At 68.5% G+C, this 22,206-nt stretch carries 20 protein-coding genes; 12 read left to right on the top strand and 8 right to left on the bottom strand.

The window, feature by feature from the left end:
- Window positions 1-3 precede the first annotated feature (3 nt).
- From AT701_RS03310 to AT701_RS03300, 3 genes are read left to right on the top strand one after another with little or no spacing between them, the layout of a single operon-like run.
- Entirely contained in the window at window positions 4-966 is a 963-nt protein-coding gene (locus AT701_RS03310) for an ABC transporter permease (protein WP_003892061.1), read from the top strand.
- Window positions 963-1,949 (top strand): ABC transporter ATP-binding protein, encoded by a 987-nt coding sequence (locus AT701_RS03305; protein WP_058125167.1) that lies wholly within the window; start codon window positions 963-965, stop codon window positions 1,947-1,949. The genes AT701_RS03310 and AT701_RS03305 overlap by 4 nt, the downstream gene beginning before the upstream one ends.
- A complete protein-coding gene (locus AT701_RS03300; protein ID WP_058125166.1) occupies window positions 1,946-2,956 on the top strand; it encodes an ABC transporter ATP-binding protein in 1,011 nt (336 codons plus the stop codon). Before AT701_RS03305 ends, AT701_RS03300 begins: the two co-directional genes overlap by 4 nt.
- On the opposite strand, the gene AT701_RS03295 is transcribed toward AT701_RS03300, so the two are convergent.
- Window positions 2,957-4,888 carry an Hsp70 family protein gene (locus tag AT701_RS03295; RefSeq protein WP_058125165.1) on the bottom strand — a complete coding sequence of 644 codons (1,932 nt, stop codon included), beginning with the start codon at window positions 4,886-4,888 and terminating at the stop codon, window positions 2,957-2,959. It lies immediately after the preceding gene.
- 217 nt (window positions 4,889-5,105) lie between these two features.
- Between AT701_RS03295 and AT701_RS03290 the strand changes: the two genes are divergently transcribed.
- A complete protein-coding gene (locus AT701_RS03290) occupies window positions 5,106-6,617 on the top strand; it encodes an FAD-dependent oxidoreductase (RefSeq protein ID WP_058125164.1) in 1,512 nt (503 codons plus the stop codon).
- Between the two features lie 28 nt (window positions 6,618-6,645).
- Complete coding sequence (locus AT701_RS03285; protein WP_058125163.1) at window positions 6,646-7,131, top strand: nuclear transport factor 2 family protein; 486 nt, start codon at window positions 6,646-6,648, stop codon at window positions 7,129-7,131.
- A gap of 5 nt (window positions 7,132-7,136) precedes the next feature.
- Here the strand turns inward: AT701_RS03285 and AT701_RS03280 are convergent, their stop codons facing one another.
- Window positions 7,137-7,790, bottom strand: coding sequence for a L,D-transpeptidase family protein (locus tag AT701_RS03280; protein WP_014876820.1), 654 nt, complete (start codon window positions 7,788-7,790; stop codon window positions 7,137-7,139).
- Between the two features lie 79 nt (window positions 7,791-7,869).
- Between AT701_RS03280 and AT701_RS03275 the strand changes: the two genes are divergently transcribed.
- Window positions 7,870-9,333, top strand: a complete 1,464-nt coding sequence (locus AT701_RS03275) for a bifunctional phosphatase PAP2/diacylglycerol kinase family protein (RefSeq protein ID WP_011727081.1) — start codon at window positions 7,870-7,872, stop codon at window positions 9,331-9,333.
- Here AT701_RS03275 and AT701_RS03270 read toward each other — a convergent pair.
- Window positions 9,287-9,958 carry a phosphatase PAP2 family protein gene (locus AT701_RS03270; protein ID WP_011727080.1) on the bottom strand — a complete coding sequence of 224 codons (672 nt, stop codon included), beginning with the start codon at window positions 9,956-9,958 and terminating at the stop codon, window positions 9,287-9,289. The two genes, AT701_RS03275 and AT701_RS03270, sit on opposite strands and share 47 nt — an antisense overlap.
- Before the next feature lie 67 nt (window positions 9,959-10,025).
- Here AT701_RS03270 and AT701_RS03265 point away from each other — a divergent pair, with 67 nt between their 5' ends.
- From AT701_RS03265 to stf0, 3 genes are all read left to right on the top strand, one after another.
- Entirely contained in the window at window positions 10,026-10,520 is a 495-nt protein-coding gene (locus tag AT701_RS03265; protein WP_003892052.1) for a hypothetical protein, read from the top strand.
- 84 nt (window positions 10,521-10,604) lie between these two features.
- On the top strand, window positions 10,605-11,984 hold the full coding sequence (locus AT701_RS03260; protein WP_003892051.1) for a sulfatase family protein: 1,380 nt from the start codon (window positions 10,605-10,607) through the stop codon (window positions 11,982-11,984).
- 78 nt (window positions 11,985-12,062) lie between these two features.
- On the top strand, window positions 12,063-12,866 hold the full coding sequence (gene stf0 / locus AT701_RS03255; protein WP_011727079.1) for a trehalose 2-sulfotransferase: 804 nt from the start codon (window positions 12,063-12,065) through the stop codon (window positions 12,864-12,866).
- A gap of 48 nt (window positions 12,867-12,914) precedes the next feature.
- On the opposite strand, the gene AT701_RS03250 is transcribed toward stf0, so the two are convergent.
- The gene (locus AT701_RS03250; protein WP_058125162.1) at window positions 12,915-13,679 is read right to left on the bottom strand and encodes a trans-aconitate 2-methyltransferase; all 765 of its coding nucleotides are present in this window, start codon (window positions 13,677-13,679) and stop codon (window positions 12,915-12,917) included.
- 47 nt (window positions 13,680-13,726) lie between these two features.
- Between AT701_RS03250 and AT701_RS03245 the strand changes: the two genes are divergently transcribed.
- From AT701_RS03245 to AT701_RS03235, 3 genes are read left to right on the top strand one after another with little or no spacing between them, the layout of a single operon-like run.
- Complete coding sequence (locus tag AT701_RS03245) at window positions 13,727-14,611, top strand: amidohydrolase family protein (protein ID WP_174519566.1); 885 nt, start codon at window positions 13,727-13,729, stop codon at window positions 14,609-14,611.
- Between the two features lie 42 nt (window positions 14,612-14,653).
- Window positions 14,654-16,402 (top strand): ArnT family glycosyltransferase, encoded by a 1,749-nt coding sequence (locus AT701_RS03240; RefSeq protein ID WP_011727076.1) that lies wholly within the window; start codon window positions 14,654-14,656, stop codon window positions 16,400-16,402.
- Between the two features lie 17 nt (window positions 16,403-16,419).
- A complete protein-coding gene (locus AT701_RS03235; protein WP_011727075.1) occupies window positions 16,420-17,619 on the top strand; it encodes an alpha/beta hydrolase family protein in 1,200 nt (399 codons plus the stop codon).
- On the opposite strand, the gene eccE is transcribed toward AT701_RS03235, so the two are convergent.
- From eccE to AT701_RS03215, 4 genes are read right to left on the bottom strand one after another with little or no spacing between them, the layout of a single operon-like run.
- Complete coding sequence (gene eccE, locus AT701_RS03230) at window positions 17,575-18,504, bottom strand: type VII secretion protein EccE (protein ID WP_003892045.1); 930 nt, start codon at window positions 18,502-18,504, stop codon at window positions 17,575-17,577. The genes AT701_RS03235 and eccE overlap by 45 nt on opposite strands.
- Window positions 18,501-19,880 (bottom strand): type VII secretion system ESX-3 serine protease mycosin MycP3, encoded by a 1,380-nt coding sequence (gene mycP3 / locus AT701_RS03225; RefSeq protein WP_058125160.1) that lies wholly within the window; start codon window positions 19,878-19,880, stop codon window positions 18,501-18,503. Before mycP3 ends, eccE begins: the two co-directional genes overlap by 4 nt.
- 7 nt (window positions 19,881-19,887) lie before the next feature.
- Complete coding sequence (eccD, locus tag AT701_RS03220) at window positions 19,888-21,315, bottom strand: type VII secretion integral membrane protein EccD (RefSeq protein ID WP_011727073.1); 1,428 nt, start codon at window positions 21,313-21,315, stop codon at window positions 19,888-19,890.
- 2 nt (window positions 21,316-21,317) lie between these two features.
- On the bottom strand, window positions 21,318-22,199 hold the full coding sequence (locus tag AT701_RS03215; RefSeq protein WP_003892042.1) for an ESX secretion-associated protein EspG: 882 nt from the start codon (window positions 22,197-22,199) through the stop codon (window positions 21,318-21,320).
- Window positions 22,200-22,206: the final 7 nt, after the last annotated feature.

Raw genomic sequence — 22,206 nt, 5'->3', positions numbered from 1 at the left:
ACCATGGCCCGGTTCGTCGTGAGACGCGTGCTCGGCATGATCGCGGTGCTTTTCGCGATCTCGCTGCTCGTGTTCCTCATCTTCAACGTGATCCCCAATTCCGATCCGGCCGCGCGCATCGCGGGCAAGAACGCCAACCCGGCGCTCATCGCCCGGGTCAGCGCGGATCTCGGCCTCGACCAACCGCTGCCCGTGCAGTACGTGACGATGATGAAGCAGATCATCACCGGACAGCTCACGTCGTACGCCAGCAATCGCAATGTCGTGGACCAGATCTGGCAGGGGCTGCCCGCCACGATGTCGCTGTGCATCGGCGCGGCCGTGCTGTGGATGGCATTGTCGATCTGGTTCGGCTACCTCAGCGCCGTGCACGCGGGCCGGTTCACCGACCGTGCGCTCACGGTGCTGTCGCTCGCAGGCATCTCGATGCCCGTGTTCTGGCTCGCCGCGATCCTGCTGTATTTTCTGAGCTTCAAGCTGCAACTGTTTCCATCCAGCAGTTACGTACCGCTGGACGAGAATCCGCTGCAGTGGGCCTACCACCTGATACTGCCGTGGATCACGCTCGCGGTGCTGTTCGTCGGGTTCTACAGCCGCGTGTTGCGCACCAACATGCTCGACGTCGCCAACGAGGACTACGTGCGAACCGCAAAGGCCAAGGGCATCACCCCGCGGCAGGTCCGGATCCGGCACATCCTGCGCAACTCGCTGATCCCGGTGGTCACGCTGTTCGGCCTCGACTTCGGCGCCGTGGTCGGTGGCGGCGCGATCCTGACCGAGACCGTCTTCAACATCAACGGGGTGGGCCTGTACGCCGGTGAGGCGGTCCGCACCCTCGACCTGCCGCCGCTCATCGGCGTCACGATGTACGGCGCGTTCTTCATCGTGTTGTTCAACACGGTCGTCGACCTGGCGTACGCATACCTCGATCCACGAATCCGGCTCGGAGAGGCGGCCGCAGTATGAGCGCACTTCTTCAGGTGAACGACCTGAGGGTCAGTTTCACCACTGACGGCGGGGTGGTCCGTGCTGTCGACGGAGTCTCGTTCGACCTCAAACGCGGCGAGATCCTCGCCGTGGTCGGCGAATCCGGTTCCGGTAAGAGCGTGACGGCTCAGACGCTCATCGGTCTCACGCGGGCCTCCAACTCCGCGATCACCGGCGCGATCGATTTCGGCGGGCGTGACATCAACTCGCTCGACGACGGGGCGTTGCGCGAGATCCGCGGCGAGCACATCGCGATGGTGTTCCAGGATCCGATGACATCGCTCAACCCGGTCTACCGGGTCGGCGATCAGATCATCGAGATGATCCGGGCCCACCGCGACATGTCGAAGGCCGAGGCGCGCGACAAGGCGGTCGAACTGCTTCGCGCCGTGGGCATTCCGCATCCGGAGCAGCGGGTCTCGGACTATCCGCACGAGTTCTCCGGCGGTATGCGCCAGCGCGTGATGATCGCCATGGCGCTCGCGCTCGAACCCGAGGTGCTGATCGCCGACGAGCCCACCACCGCACTCGACGTCACGGTGCAGGCCCAGATCCTGCGCCTGGTCGACCGGCTCAACCAGGAGCGTGAACTCGCGGTCGTCCTCATCACGCACGATCTGGGCGTGGTGGCCGAGGTGGCCGATCGCGTGGTCGTGATGTACGCCGGGCAGATCGTCGAGGACGGCACGCTCGACGAGATCTTCTACGATCCGCAACACCCGTACACGTGGGGCCTGCTGGGATCGCTGCCGCGTGTCGAGGACACGAACCAAGAGCGTCTGCAACAGATCCCGGGACAGCCACCGTCGCTGCTCAACCCGCCGACCGGATGCCGGTTCGCGGCCCGCTGCGCGCATGCGTTCTCCAAGTGCACGCAACCGCCGCCGCTGGAGGACCGCAAGGGTGACGGACATCTGGATCGCTGTTGGCTCACGCCGGAGGAGAAGAGGACACTGCGGTGACCCCACTTTTGGAAGTGACCGATCTGGTCAAACATTTCCCCATCAAGTCCGGTGTCGTCATCGACCGGGAGGTCGCGCGTGTGCGTGCGGTCGACGGCGTGAGCCTGACGCTGCACGAGGGCGAAACCCTCGGCCTGGTAGGCGAATCGGGTTGTGGCAAGTCCACGCTGTGCCGCGTGATCCTGCAGTTGATCCAGCCGACGTCGGGTTCGGTGCGGTTCGAGGGACAGGAACTCGTCGGGCGGTCACAACGTGACCTTCGGCCCATGCGCCGTCAGGTGCAGATGATCTTCCAGGATCCCTACGCATCCCTGAACCCCCGTAAACGGGTGGGCCAGATCATCGGTGAGCCGATGGAACTGCACGGCCTGTCCTCGGGGGCCGAGACCGGCCGCAAGGTGCGCGAGTTGATGGAGCGCGTGGGTCTGCAGGCCGAGCACTACAACCGCTACCCCCACGAGTTCTCGGGCGGGCAGCGGCAGCGCATCGGGATCGCCAGAGCCCTTGCCCTGCAGCCGAAACTGATCATCGCCGACGAACCCGTGTCGGCGCTGGACGTCTCGGTGCAGGCGCAGATCATCAATCTCCTCAAGGATCTGCAGGAGGAGTTCGGGCTGTCGTACCTGTTCGTCGCCCACGATCTGGGCGTCGTACGTCACGTCTCGGACCGGGTCGCAGTGATGTACCTCGGCAAGATCGTCGAGACCGGCCACGTCGACGGCCTGTACCGCACACCGTTCCATCCTTATTCGGACGCGCTGCTGTCGGCGGTGCCCATCCCCGATCCGCGCCGCAACGCCGCACGTGAACGCCTGGTGCTCGAAGGCGATGTGCCCAGTCCGATCAATCCCCCGTCCGGGTGCAGCTTCCACACGCGCTGCCCGTGGGCCACCGAGATCTGCAAGGAGGAGACCCCGGCGCTGGTCGACCTGGCCCCGGGCCACGCGGCCGCGTGCTTCCACCCGCGCAACGTCGAGACGGCCACTCCGGAGGCCGCGCACTCCTGATCAGGGGTAAGGCTGGAACGGGTTCTGCGGGTACTGCGGATTCTGGGGGTACTGCTGCGGATATTGCGGCGGGTACTGGGGTTGCGGCTGTTCCCGGCTCGGCACCTGGATCGGGATCGGCACCGGCACGAACGGCACCGTGATGTAGGTGGTGGTCATCGGGTTGGTGGTCGTTGTCGGTGTCGTGGTCGTGGTGGTCGTTTCGGTGGTGGTCGGCGTGGTGGTCGTGGTCGTCGGCTCGGTCGTGGTCGGCGACGTGGTTGTGGTGGTCGTCGTGGTGGGCGGCGTCGTGGTCTGCGTGACGACGTGTGTCTCGGTGACCGGCGGCGGCGGCGCCACCTCGGTGATGGTCACCGGCGGCGGAGGAGGCGGCGCCTCGGTGACCGGTGGCGGCGGCTCGGCCACCGGCGGCGGGGCAACCGCGCTGGGTTCCGGTTCCGGCGTCAGGGGTTTGGGTTCGGCGGTACGCACCTCGGTGGTCGGGGTGCTGCTGGTCGAACTGGTGAGCGCATACGTGACACCTCCCACGGCCACCAGCACAGCCGCAACGGCGATGCCGAAGACTGTGAGCGGCAACCTTTTCCATCCACCCGCCGGCTCCTCGACAGGTCCCGTGGGCGGCACGTACTGCACGGCGGGCCGCGCCGAAGTGTCACCCGCGTAGGGATTCGCGTAGGGGTTGGCGGCGTAGGGATTCACGACATCGGGTCCCGCGTAGGGCACCACGTCATCGGCCGGTTCGTCCTCCGACCACGCGAGCGCACGGAATGTGGACGAGCCCTCTTGATCCGGGGTCGCACCGACCGCGGGTGCACTCGCGGTGGCTGCATCAGGCCCGGTCGTATCGGACACGGCCGCGACACCCAGTGTGGGTGCGGCACCGGTCATCGCCTCCGCGTCGGCCGCAGCGGACGCCGTGACGCCTGCCGCGATCAGCGCCGCACCGACGGCCGCGTCGAGCGCGGGCTGCGGTGTGGTCACCACGACGGCGCGTGAATGTTCCGAAAGTTGTTGGGTGACCAGGGGAATGCTCGCCCCGCCGCCGATCGTCACCACAGCCGCGACGGCCGACCAGTCGAACCCGTTGCGCTCCAGGGCATTGTCGAGCGTGTCGAGCACACCGGTCAACGGCGGACGCATCAACGTCTCGAGCTCGTCGCGGGTCACACGGATCGTGGCGGAGTATCCCGGCAGTTCCACGGCGAGGTCCGTCGCGGTCAGCGCCGAGAGCCTTTCCTTGGCCGCACGACACTCCTCACGCAGCCGGGCCAGCGACCCGACCGCTGCGGTACCTGCCGGGTCGATCCCACCGGCCTCGGCGATGCCGTCGAGCACGTGCGTCAGCAGGGCCTGGTCGATCTGGTCCCCCGAGAAATCCGGGTGGCGGGTGGTCTCGTCGATCGGTTCGAAACCCGAGGCCGCGTCGGCCAGCGTGATGCTGGTGCCGCTGCCACCGAAATCCACCAGCGCCACCACGCCGCCCGTGGGCAGGCCCGGGTTCACCCGCAGCGCGGCCAGCGATGCCACGGCGTCGGGTACCAGGCGTGCGGGCATACCGCCGTGCGAAAGGCTGGGGTTGGTCCGCAGCGCGTTGCGCAGAGCCCGCAGCGTCGTGGGTCCCCAGTGCGCGGGAACCGCGATCACCAGTTGCTGCGACGGGCCGCCGGCCGCCTCCACCATGGCGTCGAGCGCCTCGACCAGCAGGGTGTCTGCGGGATAGGACGCACCGTCGGGCGCCACGAGCGGCACCGGGTCACCCACACGCTCGACGAATCCGGCCAGGGTCACCCCTGCCCCGGATTCCGGCACGCCGACCTGCGGCGTCCGGTCTGCCGACAACGTCAGCACCGAACGCCTGATCTCTGGCTGATTGCCGACTCGCGCCGCAACCAAGTTGGTGGTCCCGATCGACAACCCCAACGGGTCGCTCATAACGCAGGCCACCCTAGCCGTAGCAGAGACCACGTTCCATCTGACACTCCGCGCGTCCCGGGGTCCAACGGCGTTCGCCCGATTCGGTTTTGGCCACAGCAATCCTCGGAGGGTGCCTGTCCGCACTGGTGAGCCGCCGAATCGTCACGCCGCAGAAAACATCCGGCAGGTGTCGGGGCGATCGTTTCGATTCGGTCACGACGGGTACAGGGAGGCCATGACCTCCGCAACATCCCTGTGGCTCGCCGGCCGTGCCGAGCGACCCACACCTCCGTACCTGGACGAAACCAACTGCACAGCCGACGTCGTCGTGGTCGGAGCGGGAATCACGGGCCTGATCACGGCCGTGCTGCTGGCCCGCGCGGGTAAAGACGTACTGGTGCTGGAGGCGTACACGGCAGGCGCAGGCGCGACCGGGAACACCACCGCCAAGATCAGCCTGCTGCAGGGCACCAAGATGTCGAAGATCCTTCGCAAGCACGGGGCCAAGGTCGCCGGGCAGTACGTGCAGGGGAACCTCGAGGGCCAGGAGTGGCTGGCCGGGTACTGCGATGCCAACGGCCTGTCGCTGCAGCGTGAGGACGCCTACACCTACGCACAATCCGAGAAGGGCATCGCGTCGGCACGCGCCGAGTACGACGCGTGCCGCGAGGTGGGACTCGACGCCGACTGGGTCGACGCAGCCGACGTCCCGTTCCCGTTCGCGGGCGGCGTCCGGTTGCCCGATCAGGCCCAGTTCGATCCGATGCCCTTGCTGGACAAGCTCATCGTCGAACTCGACGAGCGTAACGGCAGGCTCGTGGAAGGCACCCGCGTGCTGGGCGTGTCGCAGGACTCGTCGGGTCTGAAGATCAAGGTGCGCAGCCACACCGGAACCGAGTTGGACGTGCGCGCCGGACAGTGCGTACTGGCCACGGGGATACCGATTCTCGACCGTGGCGGCTTCTTCGCCCGGTTGTCGCCGCACCGCTCGTACTGCCTGGCGTTCCGGGTTCCGGGTGCGGCGACGCGCGGCATGTACATCTCGACCGATTCCCCCACCCGCTCGGTGCGTTACGCCCCCACCGCCGACGGGGACCGGCTGATCGTGGGCGGGGCCGGACATACCGTGGGCCGCCGCTCGCATCCGTCCGACGACGTCGACGAACTCGCGTCGTGGGCCAAGGTGCACTGGCCCGGTGCGATCCAGACGCACTACTGGTCGGCGCAGGACTACACGCCCGTCGACGAGCTTCCCTACGTGGGCCCGCTCCTGCCGGGCAACGAAAAAGTCTTTGTGGCAACAGGTTTCGACAAGTGGGGCATGACCAACGGCACCGCAGCGGCGCTCGCGTTGTCGAGCCGGATCCTGGGCGGCCGGATGGACTGGTCCCAGGCGTTCGACAGTTGGAGTCCGCATGAGCTGTCCGGGATCCCGACGGCCTTGAAGGTCAACCTCGAGGTGGGGTTCAACATGGCCAAGGGGTGGGTCACCCCGATACTGCGTAGGGGCGACGGCGTCCCTGACGACGGCGGTGTGGTCGCAGGCCCGCCGTGGCGCATGGAGGCCTGCAGCGTCGTCGACGGCGTCGAACGCCGCGTGTCCCCCGTGTGCCCGCACCTCGGCGGCATCGTCGAGTGGAACGATTCCGACGAGGCGTGGGAGTGCCCGCTGCACGGGTCACGGTTCGCGCCCGACGGCACCCTTCTGGAGGGCCCGGCCACCCATGGCCTGACACCCGCACCGTGACGCCTGCTCATGTGCTGCAATATCGGGCATGGGTGACAACCTCCGAGTCAATGACGACATCGACATAAAGGACATCGAGCGGGTCAAGTACCGGTACCTGCGCGCGCTGGACACCAAGAACTGGGACGAGTTCGCCGACACGCTCACCGAGGACGTACGGGGCGACTACGGCCAGTCCCTCGGCGAGGCGCTGCACTTCACCGATCGCGCGGCGCTCGTGGACTACATGCGCCAGTCGCTGGGGCCGTCGATCATCACCGAGCACCGCGTCGCCCATCCCGAGATCACCGTCGACGGTGATGAGGCCACGGGGACCTGGTACCTGCAGGACCGCGTGATCGCGCCCGACTTCAACTTCATGCTGATCGGCGCGGCCTTCTACCGCGACACCTACCGCCGCACCTCCGACGGCTGGAAGATCAGCGCCACCGGCTACGACCGCACCTATGACGCCACCATGTCACTGGAGAACTTGAACTTCCACCTGAAACCGGGTGCCGCACTGCATATCTGACGTCGCTACTTCGCCACCGCGATCAGCGCGCCCGGCCGCAACCAGCGGATGATCTGTACCAGCGTCGCGTCGTCGATGGCCACACATCCCGCGGTCGGCCCGCCGTCGGTGTTGTGCACGAAGAAGGCTCCGCCGTTGCCCGGCACCCTGGCCTTGTTCACGCCCATCACCACGGCATGCCGGTACTGCGGGATGTTCAGATTCTCGGTGCCGCTGCGGGGGTCGGTGTCGAACGGGCACTGTGCCTTCTTGCACACCTGCATGGTGTTGTAGGTGGGGCTCTTCATGTCGCCGTCCCACCAGTGGTCCGGGCCCACCTGCACATATTTCAGCCCGCCACCGGGATTCGGCGCGGTCCCGAACGCGAAGTCGAGCGTGAAGATGCCCATCGGCGTCTTCATCTCGCCGTCGTGGGTCTGCGGGGCCATCCCGTTGGCGCCGATCCAGGCTTCGATGCCTACGCCCACGGGCTGCCAGCCTGCCGCGGTGCGCTGGTAGACATCCATCTTGGCCTTCGAACCACCCACGCCCACAACGGAAATCACCTGGGTGGCAGTGCCGACCGATCGCGCGAACCACGGGTTCTCCACGGCTGCCGCGCTCGGTGCGCACGCCAGTGCCACGGCCGCCACGCACAGCGATACGAGTAGTCGGCGCACCCGTCCATAGTCGGGGGCACACCTATACGCCACGTAACTGTTCAGACACGATCCGGTTCCGGGCGGATAGGTTGGGTTCATGGACGTGCCAAAGATCGGCCGTGGACTCGGCACACTCGACCGTGAAGTGTTCGAGGCGGTCGCCGAATCCCCCAGCCCACTGCTCGACTCCCTCATGCCGAAGTTGACCAGGGCCGCCGACCACTCGAAGCTCTGGTTCGTCATCGCCGCCGGCCTCGGCGCGGTCGGCGGGAACTCGGCTCGGCGCGGCGCGGTACGCGGCATCGCGAGCCTCGCGGTCACGAGCCTGGTGACCAATCAGATCGCCAAGCGCATCTGGCGCAGGCCGCGCCCCGACCGCAGCATCATCCCGCTGATCCGGCAGACCCGTCGCGTCCCCACGTCGCATTCCCTGCCGTCGGGGCACTCCTCGAGCGCGGCGGCCTTCGCGGTCGGCGTCGGCCTCGAATCCGCCCCGATCGGCCTTCCGCTCGCATTGCTCGCCGGACTCGTCGGCCTGTCGCGGGTCGCGACCGGTGCGCACTATCCGGGTGACGTGTTCGCCGGATTCGGTATCGGCGCCACCATCGCGATCCTCGGCGCCCGCATCGTGCCGACCATCCCCGCCGCGAGCCTGCCCACATCGGAGCCGCTGCGGTACAAGACCGCACCCCGACCGGAAGGGTCGGGCGTCACGCTGGTGATCAACCCGGCCTCGGGCAGCGGTACCGGCGCGCGCGTCGTCGAGGAGGTGCGCGAGGCACTGCCCCAGGCCGAGGTCGTCGAGCTCGACGAGGACGACGACATCGAGGAGGTGCTGCGCGAGGCCGCGTCGCGCTGCGAGGTCCTCGCCGTGGGTGGCGGCGACGGCACCGTGGCGTGCGCCGCGGGCATCGCGGTGGAGGCCGGCCTGCCGCTCGCGGTGTTCCCGGGCGGCACATTCAACCACTTCGCGAAGGACATCGGCTGCGACACCGTGGCCCGCACGGTCGAGGCCATCCGGCAGGGCAGTGCGGCATACGTGGACCTGGTGTGCCTCAACGACAAGCACATGGTGCTCAACACCGCCAGCATCGGCGCCTACCCCAAGTTCGTGCGGATCCGCGAGAAGCTCGAGCACCGCCTGGGCAAGCGCGTCGCGGCCGCGTACGCGCTGTACCTCACGCTGCGCCGCGACGAACCGGTGCGCATCACCTACGACGACAAGACCGTCGAGACCTCGCTGTTCTTCCTGGGCAACTCGGTGTACTTCCCGTCCGGTTTCGCGCCGTCGTTGCGGCCGCGCATGGACGACGGCCTCATCGACGTCCGGATCCTCGAGACGGGCAAACGGTTCGGGCGGCTGCGCATCGCGACCTCGATGCTGCTGGGCCGGCTCGAACGCAGCCCGCTCTACCACGAGATGCAGGTGCCGCAGTTCCACTTCGAGACCGTCGACGGGCCGACGGTGCTGGCGCACGACGGCGAGGTCGGCGAGCCCTACACCGAGGCGACGTTCACGTCGCGATACCGCGCACTTCCGGTATTTCGCCCCTTGCCCTGACGTCGGGATACGGCGGCGCGAGCAGCAGGCACACCACGAAGAACGCGTAGCCCAGCGCCCAGCCCGCGACGACATCGGACGGGTGGTGCACGTTGAGCACCACGCGCCCCACACCGATGGCGACGATGACCAGCGCGCCCGCGGCCACCGCCCAGCCGCGCCACGCGCCGCGCAGCAGCGGCCACACGAGCGCGAGCAGGGCCGGCACGCACACCATCACCCCGAGCGCATGACCGGACGGAAACGACGTCCACGACGCGTACACGAGCGCGGTGGGCGGGCGCGGACGGTCGGACGCCAGCTTCGCCAGCTGCGTCACCAATCCGCTCAGCTCGACCGACAACAGGGCGAACACCGCGGGCCGGAAGTGCCGCCTTATGAGTGCCACGACGATGAAGACCGCGAACACCGCGCGAAACGAGTACGGCCCCAGCACGGTGCAGAACACATTCCAGGCCGTCACCCAGGCCGGGTGCTCGGTGCCGAAGCGGAACGCCGGATCCAGCCCGGCGTCGTCGAACGAGACCAGCCACGGCCATCCCGACCGGTACCCGATCCACATGAGCGCATACACCGCGACAGCCACCAGCGCCGACGCGATCAGCAACCCGCGGGTTCTCTCCACCCGACCATCTCTACCAGCCACACGTGGCACCGCCCGGTGACACGTCGCGGCGAGCTACCGTGCAGGGGTGGCACTGTTCCTGCGAAAGCTCTTGCGCATCGGTGAACTGCCCGATGCCCTGCGTGCGGAGGCCGAGGCCGAAGGCGTGCTGTTCCTGGCCGAGTACGTCCCGGTGACCAGGCGGTTCAGCGGCGCCATCCCGGGCAAACGCGCCGCGAACAGCGTTTCCAGCTACGCCGGCTCGGTGATGCTCACCGAACAACGCGCGCTGGCGACCCTGGCGACCCTGCCCAAGCTGGCGGGCCGCACCGTCGACCAGCCGTGGTCGGCACCGCAGAACGGGGCGGTGACCGCCGAACTGTCCGCCCATGGCCTGGTGATCGAGGCCGATCTGGCCCGGGTCGACGGCCACCGCTACGGGCATTTCGAAGGACATCTGTCCCTGCACTACAAGGTCGCCATACCCGAGGACGTCCTGGCGCGCCTGCCGCGGCGGTCGCTCGCGTTCGACGTCGGTCCCGAGTACGTGTTCCGGGCCGTCGGCGTGCAGTACCACCCGTAAGGATGAGTTGCTCTCGATGAGCCAAACGGTTGCGGGAACGCGGCCGAGGCTGTTCGGTCGTCTCGAGGACGGAAAGGATGCGACGTGACCGAGCCGCAACGGCAGAACCTGCTGATCGTGCACTGGCACGACCTGGGGCGGTATCTGGGCGCCTACGGCCATACCGACGTGAGCAGCCCCCGGTTGGACCAACTCGCGCGCGAAGGCGTCCTGTTCACGCGTGCACACGCCACCGCGCCGCTGTGCTCGCCCTCGCGGGGTTCGCTGTTCACCGGCCGCTACCCGCAGAGCAACGGTCTGGTGGGCCTGGCCCACCACGGCTGGGAGTACCGCGCCGGGGTGCGCACACTTCCGCAGATCCTGTCCGAATCCGGTTGGCATACTGCGCTGTTCGGGATGCAGCACGAGACCTCGTTCCCCGACCGGCTCGGGTTCGACGAGTTCGACGTGTCGAATTCGTACTGCGAGTACGTCGTCGAGCAGGCCACCCGCTGGCTCACCGACCCGCCCGAGCGGCCGTTCCTGCTCACGGCCGGGTTCTTCGAGACGCACCGCCCATATCCTCGTGACCGCTATGAACCGGCCGACGCCGACGCCGTTTCGGTGCCCGCCTATCTGCCCGACACCGACGACGTGCGCGAAGATCTCGCCGAGTTCTACGGGTCGATCGCCGTCGCCGACGCCAAGGTCGGGGAACTGCTCGACGCGCTGAGCGGCTCCGGACTCGACGACAACACGTGGGTGGTGTTCATGACCGACCACGGACCGGCGTTGCCGCGGGCCAAGTCGACGCTGTACGACGCGGGCACCGGCATCGCGATGATCATCCGCCCGCCGCGCGCTGCTGGCATCGCGCCGCACCGGTACGAGGAGTTGTTCAGCGGAGTGGACCTGCTGCCCACGCTGCTCGACCTGCTGGGCGTGCCGGTCCCCGACGAGGTCGAGGGTCTCTCGCATGCGGACAATCTCAAGAGCGCGAACAACTCTGAGGAGGTGCGCACCGCGGTGTACACCACCAAGACCTACCACGATTCGTTCGACCCGATCCGCGCAGTGCGGACCAAGGAGTACAGCTACATCGAAAACTACGCTGCCCGGCCCCTTTTGGACCTGCCGTGGGACATCGCCGACAGCCCGCCGGGCCGCATCCTCGCCCCCGACGTGCTCGCCCCGCGCCCCGGCCGCGAACTGTACGATCTCGTGGCCGATCCCGGCGAGGCGAACAACCTCCTGGGCCCGGATGCCTGCCCTGACACCGCAGACAAGGCCGAGGCGATCGCATCCGAACTCGCCCTTCTGCTCAACGCCTGGCGTCAGGAGACCAATGACGTCATCCCGTCGGATTTCGCGGGCACCCGGATCTCCGAGCGGTACACCGAGACCTATCTCGCAATCCACGGGCGCCCGGCCACCAGCAGGTCGGCGATCGCCGCAGAGCGCGGGATCGAGGACTCGCGCAGATAGTTTCGCTCACAATGAGTGAAAACTCTTGACGCTCCGCTGAATAGGCGCAGCAAACTTTCTGCGGTTAAAGTCCCGGACATGTCCGACCACCCCACCGCCTACCTGGTGCTCGCATCTCAGCGCAGCGGTTCCACTCTGCTCGTGGAGTCCCTGCGCGCCACCGGTGTGGCAGGTGAGCCGCAGGAGTTCTTCCAGTACCTGCCCAACACCAGCATGTCGCCGCAACCACGTGAGTGGTTCGCCGATGTCGAGGACCAGTCGATCCTGCGTCTGCTCGATCCGCTCATCGAAGGCAAGCCCGATCTGGCGCCGGCGACCATCTGGCGCGATTACATCCAGACCGTCGGCCGTACCCCCAACGGCGTGTGGGGCGGCAAGCTCATGTGGAACCAGACGCCGCTTCTGGTGCAACGCGCCAAGGATCTGCCTGATCGCTCGGGTTCGGGCCTGCTGTCGGCGATCCGCGACGTCGTGGGCAGCGATCCGGTGCTCATCCACATCCATCGGCCCGACGTGGTGTCCCAGGCCGTGTCGTTCTGGCGTGCGGTGCAGACGCGCGTGTGGCGCGGTCGGCCCGATCCGGTGCGCGACGCGCGCGCCGAATACCACGCGGGCGCCATCGCCCACGTGATCACGATGCTGCGGGCCCAGGAGGAGGGCTGGCGCGCCTGGTTCACCGAGGAGAACGTCGAACCCATCGACGTCGACTACCCGTATCTGTGGCGCAATCTCACCGAGGTGGTCGGGACCGTGCTCGAAGCACTCGGCCAGGACCCACGCCTGGCACCCAAACCCGTCCTGGAACGTCAAGCCGACCAACGCTCCGACGAATGGGTCGAGCGCTACCGCCGCGATGCCCAACGCGACGGCCTGCCCCTCTAGCGATTCGTGGAGTTTTTCATGCGCCAGGCGCCGGAAAAACTCCGCAAGTCACCGGATCTGGGCCACCACGAACACGCGCCGGAACGGGAAGAATGTGATGCCGTCCGGCCGTCTCGGATAGGCCTCTGCCAGCAGCGGGATGATGGCCTCGCGATACCGCTGCCACGCGGTGTTGTCGAGCCTGCTGCGCACCTGGGTGAGCGCGGTACCCGTGATCCAGTCGAGAACCGGTGTCTCGCCGGTCAATTCGTGTACATAGGTGGTCTCCCACGCATCGACCGTGCATGCGGCGTCGGTGAGCAGGCCGGCGTAGTCCAGCGGATCGTCGACCTGATGGGCGTCGCGCCACGGCATGTCGCGCAGGGCATCGGCGAATGCCTCGCTTCGGGCGACCGTGCGCACGGCACGGTGCGACGGCGAGTCGAAGTTCCCGGGCACCTGGAACGCCAGCCACGCACCGGCGGGCAAGCGCTGAGCCCACGCCACGATCAATTCGCGGTGCGAGGGCACCCACTGCAGGGCCGCGTTCGAGATGACGACGTCGGTGTCGGGCGTGGGTTGCCAGTCCTCGATGGCACCGACGCGGGCGTCGACGCCGCGTTCGCGGGCCGCGGCCACCATCTCGGGCGAGGAGTCCAAGGCCTCGACCTGCGCGCCGGGCCAGCGTTGCGTCAGCGTCTCGGTCAGGTTGCCCGGCCCGCACCCCAGGTCGACCACCCGGCGCGGCGTGCGCGCACCGATGCGCGCCAGCAGCTCGAAGAACGGGCGACCCCGGTGATCTGCGAAGTTGAGGTAGGTTTCGGGATTCCACACCAGGCCGATTCTGCCCCCCTCGGCGGCTACTGACATCATCGCTGATGATGGACGAGATAGCAGCGGTGCGTAGTATCTGGTCGGACCTGGGGCTTCCGGGCCTGATCGACGTGCACACCCACTTCATGCCGAAGAACGTCATGGACAAGGTCTGGCAGTACTTCGACAGCCAGGGCCCGCTGATCGGCCGGGAGTGGCCGATCACCTACCGCGCCGACGAACAACAGCGCCTGGCGACGCTGCGCGAGTTCGGGGTCCGCCGGTTCTCGTCGCTGGTGTACCCGCACAAACCGGATATGGCCACGTGGCTCAACCAGTGGGCGCGCGAGTTCGCGCGCAACACGCCGGACTGCCTCTCGACCGCGACGTTCTACCCCGAAGAGCAGGCCGGGCGCTACGTCGCCGAGGCGATCGACGCGGGCACGCAGATCTTCAAGGCGCACATCCAGGTCGGCGCGTACGACCCCAACGACCCGTTGCTGGACGAGGTGTGGGGCATGGTCGAGGACGCGGTGGTCCCGGTGGTGATCCACTGCGGTTCCGGTCCGGCGCCGGGTGAGTACACCGGACCGGAACGGGTCGAGAAACTGCTGACCCGCCATCCGCGCCTGGTGCTGATCATCGCGCACATGGGAATGCCCGAGTACAGCGAATTCCTGGACCTGACCGAGAGATTCGACGGGGTCCGGCTCGACACCACGATGGCGTTCACGCCGTTCTCCGAGGCCATGATGCCGTTCCCGCCCGCCGATCGGGCACGGTTGTACGACCTGGGCGAGCGCATCCTGTTCGGTAGCGACTTCCCCAACATCCCGTACGGCTACGCCGACGCGCTGCGGCACACCGTCGATCTGCCGGGCATCGACGACACGTGGCGCCGCAACGTCCTGCACGACAACGCCGCACGGCTGTTCGGCGTGGCGTCCCGGTAGAACTCACAGCCCGTTCGCAGCCTGCTCGGGCACGGTATGCGCATGACGACCTCGCGGTGGGAGCGCGTGGGCCTGGTCACGCTGCTGACCGTCACCGCTGTGCTGTACCTGTGGCATCTGTCGATCAACGGCTACGGCAACGACTTCTACGCCGCGGCGGCGCAGGCCGGGGCGCAGAGTTGGTCGGCGTGGTTCTACGGTGCGCTCGACGCCCACGACTTCATCACGGTCGACAAACCGCCCGCGGCGCTGTGGATCACCGGTCTGTCGGTGCGGTTGTTCGGGATGAGTCCATGGTCCGTGCTGGCACCGCAGGCCGTGATGGGCGTTGCGGCGGTGACGGTGCTGTACGCGACCGTGCGGCGCACGCTGACCGGTACACGTCACGCCGCGGCCGGGGCCCTGCTGGCCGGCGCGGTCCTGGCGTTCACACCGGCCGCGGCGTTGATGTTCCGGTTCGACAACCCCGATGCGCTTCTCGTGCTTGTGCTGGTCGCCGCGGCCCATTGTCTGACGCGCGCAGTCGGGTCCGCAGCGGTGTGGTGGGTGGTGGCGGCAGGCGCTGCCCTGGGGGCCGCGTTTCTCACCAAGATGCTCGAAGGTTTGATCGTGGCACCGGCTTTCGCGCTGACGTATCTGCTGCTCGCGCCGACGACGTGGCGGCGGCGCGCGGTCCATCTGCTGGCCGGCGCGGCGGCCGTGGTGATCGCGGCGGGATGGTGGATCGTGGTGGTGCAACTGGTCCCACCGGGCGAGCGGCCGTTCGTCGGCGGATCCACCGACGACAACGAACTCGAACTGGCGTTGGGCTACAACGGAATCGACCGCATCGTCAGCGGTGGGCACACCGCACACACCGGTGTCGCACGGTTGTTCACCGGTGAGATCGGTGTCGAGATCGGCTGGTTGCTGCCCGCGGCCGTGGTCGCGGCGGTGGTCGGTTCCTTTCTCGCGGTGCGCGGCCACCTGCCCCGCACACAACTGGCCGCGCTGGTGATGTGGACCGCGTGGTTGCTCTCAGGCGCAATCGTGTTCGGGTACATGCGCGGCATGGTGCACGCGTACTACACCGTGCTGCTCGCACCGGCGGTCGGGGCGCTGGTCGCCCTTGGCTCAGTATGGGGTTGGCAGCGCCGCGCACGTGTCGACGGCCGTGCCGCATTGGCCTTGCTGGGGGCGTCGGCCGCGATCACCGCCTCGGTGTTGTTGCACCGCAACGCGTTTTCGCCACCGCGGCAACTCGCCGTGTTCGCCGGTGCGGCCGCGTTTGCCGTGCTGGGACTGCTCGCCGCACGGCGGTCCGCACCCGTGGCGGCCGTGCTGTGCGCCGTCGTCGCGGTGCTGCCCACCGCCGTGGTCACCGCGGCCACGGCAGTGACACCGCACCACGGAAGCCAACCGTTGGCGGTGCAACAGGAGCGCGGCGACGGATGGCTGGGTGATCTGGCGTCCAACCGGCAACTCGCGGACCTCCTCGCCACGGCCACCACCGCGTGGTCAGCCGCCACGAACGGCTCACAGGCGGCAGCGGCGCTGGAGATCGCCTCGGGTACGTCCGTGATGGCCGTCGGCGGGTGGCGCGGCGACCCGGTGCCGACACTGCCGGAGTTCATCGACGACGTGCACGCCCGGCGCGTCACGTTCTACGTCGAGGCCGGGCGCCCGCAACACGGCGAGGTCATTCGCAGCGCGAACCACACCAGGGCGCACACCCGCGAGATCGCCGATTGGGTCGCAGCGCATCACGCGGGCGTCAGGATCGGCTCGACAACCGTCTACCGGTTGCTGTGATTCGTTAGCATCGGGGCGTGGAGCCGTCCAGCGTTGATCCGGTTGATCCCCCGATCCCGATTCCCGACGTACCGGGTGCCGATGCGACGTCACGGGGGCTCCCCCGCCGGATCGACCTCACGCTGCGGCAGAAGGCCATCGTCGATGCATCGGCGGCCGCCGACATCGCGTTGCGCACCGGAGTGGCCTCGGTGGTCGCGGCCTCCATGCTGCCCAGGACCGCCGCCACGATCCTGCGGCGAAGGGATTCGCGGATCGAGCACGAGCACATGCGGTTCTACGCCGACCTGGCCGAGGCCAAAGATCCCGAGCGATCCTTTCCGCGCCCCACCGAACCGCCGCGGGTCTCGTCGCGCCCGGCAAATCCGGTCGCCGAGTGGGTCGCGCACGGCCGCGTCGAGAACATCCGGTTCCAGAGCAGCTTCCGGGCCGTCAACCCGGCGTTGCGCGAGCGGTGCCGCGGCCACGTTCGCAACAACATCGTGCGTGCGCAGCACTGGCGCCACAACGACGGCCCGCATCCCACGCTGTGCGTGATCCACGGTTTCATGGGCTCGCCGTACCTCGCGAACGGCCTGTTCCTGTCGCTGCCGTGGTTCTACCGCGCAGGGTACGACGTGCTGCTGTACACCCTGCCGTTCCATGGGCTGCGTGCCGAACGGTTCTCGCCGTTCAGCGGATACGGCTACTTCGCCAACGGATTAGCCGGTTTCGCCGAGGCCATGGCCCAGGCCGTGCACGATTTCCGTTCGGTGATGGACCATCTGGAGTTCACCGGCGTGGATCGGATCGCGTTGACGGGCATCTCGCTCGGCGGTTTCACCTCGGCCCTGCTGGCGAGCGTCGACCACCGGATCCAGGCCGTGATCCCGAATGTTCCTGTGGTGACACCGGACCGGACGGTCGACGAATGGTTCCCGGCCAACATGCTCGTGGCGTTGGAGCGCCACATCGCCCACACCGATCCAGAGCTGACCGAGGCAGCTGCCCGCTACGCGTCACCGCTGCACTACCAGCCTCTGGTGGCCAAGGAGCGCCGGCTCATCATCACCGGTCTCGGTGACCGGCTGGCCCCGCCGCAGCAGGCCGAACTGCTGTGGGAGCACTGGGATCGCTGTGCGTTCCACTGGTTCCCCGGCAACCACCTGCTGCACGTGAGCCAGCCGGACTACCTACGCCGGATGACCCGCTTCCTGCGCGGCTTCATGTTCGACTGAACCCTTCACCGAGGTCCGCACCACGGCAGGCAGTGGCACCGCGGTGCCGTCGAGCCGTTCGGTCGACAACGGGTTCAGCGCGGCCAGTGCGGGCCGGTGCCTGCCACGCGCCGGGGTCAAGCCGGCCAGCGGCGCCTTGGCGGCCGGGCGGTCCGATGTGCGCACCGCGGCGCAAACCGTCAACAACGGCTCGGCGGGAGATCCGGTGAACTCCAGTGCGGTCCAAGTCTCTTCGGCCGGCAGATGGCCGATCTCGGCGAGCACCTCGTCGAGACGGTCGTCGACCTTGACGCGGTAGGCCGCCACCACACCGGCGTCGTCGGCGACGCCGCGCCAGGTCTCCTTGCCCGACACCGGCAGCGGCGTGTCCACGCCTTCGACGACCGTGACGGTCCAGCCCTGCTCACGCAGGTGGTCGGCAAGCCGACGGCCCACGACCTCGGTGGTGTCCTGCAACGGGATTCGTGCCGAACGAGCCTGCAGCGCCGCAAGGTTGTCGACGGCATCCACCGTGAGGCTGATCCAGCTGCGCCGCGTGCCCCCTGCGTCGCGGTGGGTGATCCGCACCTTGTCGCACGTGATGCCGTACCTGTCCAGATAACCGACCACGACGGGCAACTGGGCCGGTGCGGCCGGGTCGACGCGCAGCACCACGGTCGCCCTGTGCGCATCGGTCTCGACGGTGTCCTCGGCGCGGTTGCGGCGCACCATCGCTAGCGCGCGGCCGATCCGGGTGGTCAGGAACATGCCTTTCCACCAGGCCAGCAGCACGATCACCGCGGCGATCGAGACACCGAGAACCCAACGCTGCGTGGTGGTCTGCCACGGTTGGGCGAGCACCGCCGCGACGACGAACAGGGATGCCAGCGCTATCCGGGCGGTCATGTGGTCTTGTCCTTCCGACGGTAGGTGGCGTAGAACGCGGCACCGACGGCCGCTGCCAGGACCCCGGTACCCACGAACGCGATGATCCGCGGGGTGTTGTCGCGTGGTTCGGGCTCAGGGGGCGCCGCGATGGGCCTGCCCTCGGGTGCGGCCGGACCGTCGAGTGGGACATCGGCGACGTCCCAGGTGAGTGCGGCCACCGGGTCGACCATGCCGGCACCGATGAGATTGGACGGCGACCGCGCGGCGCCCTGCGCCGTGGTGGTCAGGCGGTGCACCACCTGCCGCGCGGTGAGATCGGGAAACTTGCTGCGCACCAACGCGGCCACTCCCGAGACGTACGCGGCCGCATAGCTGGTTCCGGTGAGCGGCACCAACCGGTCACGCTCGGACGGCAACGCGTTGGACAGGCCACCGTCGGGTGCATTGCTCACCGAGACGATGTTCTCCCCCGGCGCGGCGATCCCGACCCACGGACCTGCCATCGTGAAACTCGACGGCTGCCCGGTGGAGTCGACCGCACCCACCGACAGCACGTAGGGCTGCCACCACGACGGGATGGACACCGACGTGACGCCGTTCCAGTTGCGCGGATCGCCCGGTGTGCCCGAAGGCAGCGGATTCGATTCGCACGCTGCGCCGGTGGAGACGCCGCCGCGGTTGTTGCCCGCGGCCGCGACGATCACGGCGTCCTTCTCGAGCGCCGCATAGCGCAGTGCCGCACCGAGTGCGGACTGGTCGATCGTCCGGTCGGCGGGCAGACACGTCACCAGTGAGATGTTGATGACGCGCGCGCCCATGTCGGCCGCGCGTACCACGGCACGCGCCAGGGTCTCGGCATCGCTTGCAGCCCTGGTTGCTTCAGAGTCGGCCCCGGGTGTGCGGGGTGCGAATCGCGGGGAGTTCTGGCGGATGGAGATCAGCCGGGCCTCCGGTGCCACGCCGGAGAACCCGTCCGGGCCGGGCTGACCGGCGATCAGACCCGCCACCGACGTACCGTGCCCGTCGCAGTCGGTGAGGCCGTCGGTCGATTCGATGTAGTCGCCGCCGGCTTCGACGTTGGGCAGACGCGGGCCGGGCTGCACACCGGTGTCGATCACCGCGACCGTCTGACCGGCCCCGCGGCTGTGCTGCCATGCGCCGGACAGGTTGAGCGCCAACTGGTTCGGGCTCACCGCACCCGGGTCGGTGCCGGGCAGCACAGAGGTCGTGATGCACTCGCTGCGCTGCATCATCGGCTGCGCGGGTCCCGCGGTTCCTGGCGGCGGCGCGATCTGCGGGTCCACCTGTGGTGGACTGACGGCACCCGCGGACGGGCAGCCGATCAGCAGTACCAGACCGGCCGTCGCCACGACGCCCAGACTCTTGTGGATCACCGGGGCATCACCTGTCGAGCACGAGGCTGAACAGGCCGACCAGCAGCGCCATCACCGGGATCAGCGACGCGTCGAGGCCGGTGGCGAGGAAGCCGACCATGCGGCGCATCGGCAGCGAATAGGTGTCCGGCGAGGCGATCTTCGGGTTGAGCGCCGCGACGATCCAGACCAGCACGAGCACGGCGAGCGCGGCCAGCGCCCACAGCGCGGCCTGGTACCGATCGCCGATCACGAACGCCACCAGCAGTGCCACGGCCAGCAGATAGGAGTGCCCCAGCAGCCACGCCTTGCAGGCCGCGGAGTCCCAGACCCGGGCGCGCAGCGCCGCACCGGCCGCCGCGGCGACCACGATGTACCAGGCCCACGGCGAGGCGTTCGCCGAGCTCACCAGGGCCACCGAACCGGCGACGCCCAACAGCACACCCGCGGCGATCACACCGGTCTGGTGCGCCTGGCTCACCCGCACGCGGCGCGGCAGATCGGCGAGTACCGAAAGGGGCCGCGCGGCAGGCGTCGGATCGCCGGGCGCCGGGATCACCGGCAGCGGAAACCGGGCCCACATCGCCGACAGTTGTGCGGCCTGCACCGTGACGATCAGACCGAGGAGCACCAGCGCGCAGCCGATGACGTCCGACGAGATGACCCACAGCGACGCCGCGCCCGCGACCAGCAGGACGCCGACGCCGGTCACGGCGGTCGCGGTGAACACCGCGATACCGCGGTCGTCGGGCGAGCCGGCCATGCTGATCAACGACCACGCGGCGACACCGGCCGCGGCGAGCAGCACGTTCGGCGCGCCGAAATCACCTGGCACACCCAGCGCGAACGCCGCGGCCACTGGGACGAGTGCGGTGACGGCCAGCGACGTCGCGAGCACCGCGGACCGGTTGCGCACGGCCAGCGCCGCGATCACGGTGGCCAGCGCGATGCCGCTGACGATGAACTGTCCGAGCAGATCCCCGGTGATCACCCGGTGGGCGACGGAAAGTCCCGTGCCGACGAGGATCAGCCCGATCAGCGCGAGCGCCGCACCACGCGCGATGTGCGTGGGACCCCACTGGCGCCTGCGTGCCTCGGAGAAGATGACCGCGGCGTCGGCGATGTCCTCCACGATCCGCGGCGCGGGCGGTCCGGACGGGACCGCCTGCAGCGCGAGCAGATCACCGTCGACGACGCCGACCGTGTCGAGCGTGGCGTCCAAGCTGAACGGCGCACCGCCGATCGGAGCGAGGCTGAGCCGCACCGGGTTCGGCGCTGCGGCCGGATCGGCGGCACCGTCGTTCTCACGGGCGGGCTGCACGATGCGCTGGACCGCGGGCAGGATCTCGCGCAGTGGCAACTCGGACGGCAGGGCCATCTCGGTCAGCCGGCCACCGTCGTCTCCGGCGGCCAGCACGGCCACCCGGACGATCGGCATCACAGTGTTCTCGGACATTCCTATGCTTTCTGGGTTCTTCTCTGGAGAACTGGTTCTCGGTGGGTTGCCGCGTCTTCGTCGAAGTCGCGGGTGAGCGGCTGGTCGGGGAACCAGGATCCGCTGGGGAGGGATGCGGTCAGCCGCTCGACCGCCATGGCGATCGCGTCGGCGCTGCCGGGCGTGAAGGTCGAGATCCACTCTCCGTCGAAGGCTTTCGTCGGGTGAACCAGTATCCGGCCCTGTGCGGTGTCGACGATGCTGACCCCCACTTCGGTGGTGACGCGGTGGCCGTCGCGGTGCTCGCCCGCGACGATCTCGACGTAGGTGCGCCGACCGTCGAACACCGACTCGACCAGTGGCCGCGCCGAGGGCGGAACCCCGAGGAACTCCAGCACCTCGGCCAGTGGGGCTCCGTTGCGGATCTGCTCGTCGGCCCGCGCACCCGCGGCGGCGGGCAGTGCGAAGTCGTCGAACCGGGCAGGTTTCCGTCCTGACAGCCCCGCTGTGAGCACCGGCACCAGTGCGTGCTGGTGGCCGATGTCCATCGCGGTGAAGGTGACCAACTGCGCGTTGCGCAACGCGACGACGGTTTCTTCCGACCGGCGGGCGACCATGCCGCGCAACAGATCACCCGGTCCCGACACGAACCGCAGATCGAGCCACTGTGTCGCACGGCAGACCGTCGTGATCCACTGCGCGACCCGGGGATCGACCGCACCGGCAGAGTTGACGACGCCCATCCGGGTCAGTTCCGCGGACTGCGCTGCGAGGAACGCCGACCGCTGCGAGTGATCGCTGTACGGCGGCGTGATCGCCAGCACCCACGGGTACGACCCGGCGCCCAGGACATCGGCGAGGCACCAGGCCTGGTCGGTGGTCAGCTCAACAGCGTTAGGCCCCACGGTGATC

It is taken from the genome of Mycolicibacterium smegmatis (assembly GCF_001457595.1).
Lineage (GTDB): Bacteria > Actinomycetota > Actinomycetes > Mycobacteriales > Mycobacteriaceae > Mycobacterium > Mycobacterium smegmatis.
The sequence above is the reverse complement of the archived record's forward strand: the minus strand, read 5'-3'. Positions and strand labels throughout refer to the sequence as shown.

What these genes read in the sequence shown, in the direction of transcription:
- AT701_RS03310 (WP_003892061.1), top strand. Translation starts at nt 4, where the DNA reads ATGGCCCGGTTCGTCGTGAGACGCGTGCTCGGCATGATCGCGGTGCTT.
- AT701_RS03305 (WP_058125167.1), top strand. Translation starts at nt 963, where the DNA reads ATGAGCGCACTTCTTCAGGTGAACGACCTGAGGGTCAGTTTCACCACT.
- AT701_RS03295 (WP_058125165.1), bottom strand. Translation starts at nt 4,888, where the DNA reads ATGAGCGACCCGTTGGGGTTGTCGATCGGGACCACCAACTTGGTTGCG.
- AT701_RS03290 (WP_058125164.1), top strand. Translation starts at nt 5,106, where the DNA reads ATGACCTCCGCAACATCCCTGTGGCTCGCCGGCCGTGCCGAGCGACCC.
- AT701_RS03285 (WP_058125163.1), top strand. Translation starts at nt 6,646, where the DNA reads ATGGGTGACAACCTCCGAGTCAATGACGACATCGACATAAAGGACATC.
- AT701_RS03275 (WP_011727081.1), top strand. Translation starts at nt 7,870, where the DNA reads ATGGACGTGCCAAAGATCGGCCGTGGACTCGGCACACTCGACCGTGAA.
- stf0 (WP_011727079.1), top strand. Translation starts at nt 12,063, where the DNA reads ATGTCCGACCACCCCACCGCCTACCTGGTGCTCGCATCTCAGCGCAGC.
- AT701_RS03245 (WP_174519566.1), top strand. Translation starts at nt 13,727, where the DNA reads ATGGACGAGATAGCAGCGGTGCGTAGTATCTGGTCGGACCTGGGGCTT.
- AT701_RS03240 (WP_011727076.1), top strand. Translation starts at nt 14,654, where the DNA reads ATGACGACCTCGCGGTGGGAGCGCGTGGGCCTGGTCACGCTGCTGACC.
- eccE (WP_003892045.1), bottom strand. Translation starts at nt 18,504, where the DNA reads ATGACCGCCCGGATAGCGCTGGCATCCCTGTTCGTCGTCGCGGCGGTG.
- eccD (WP_011727073.1), bottom strand. Translation starts at nt 21,315, where the DNA reads ATGTCCGAGAACACTGTGATGCCGATCGTCCGGGTGGCCGTGCTGGCC.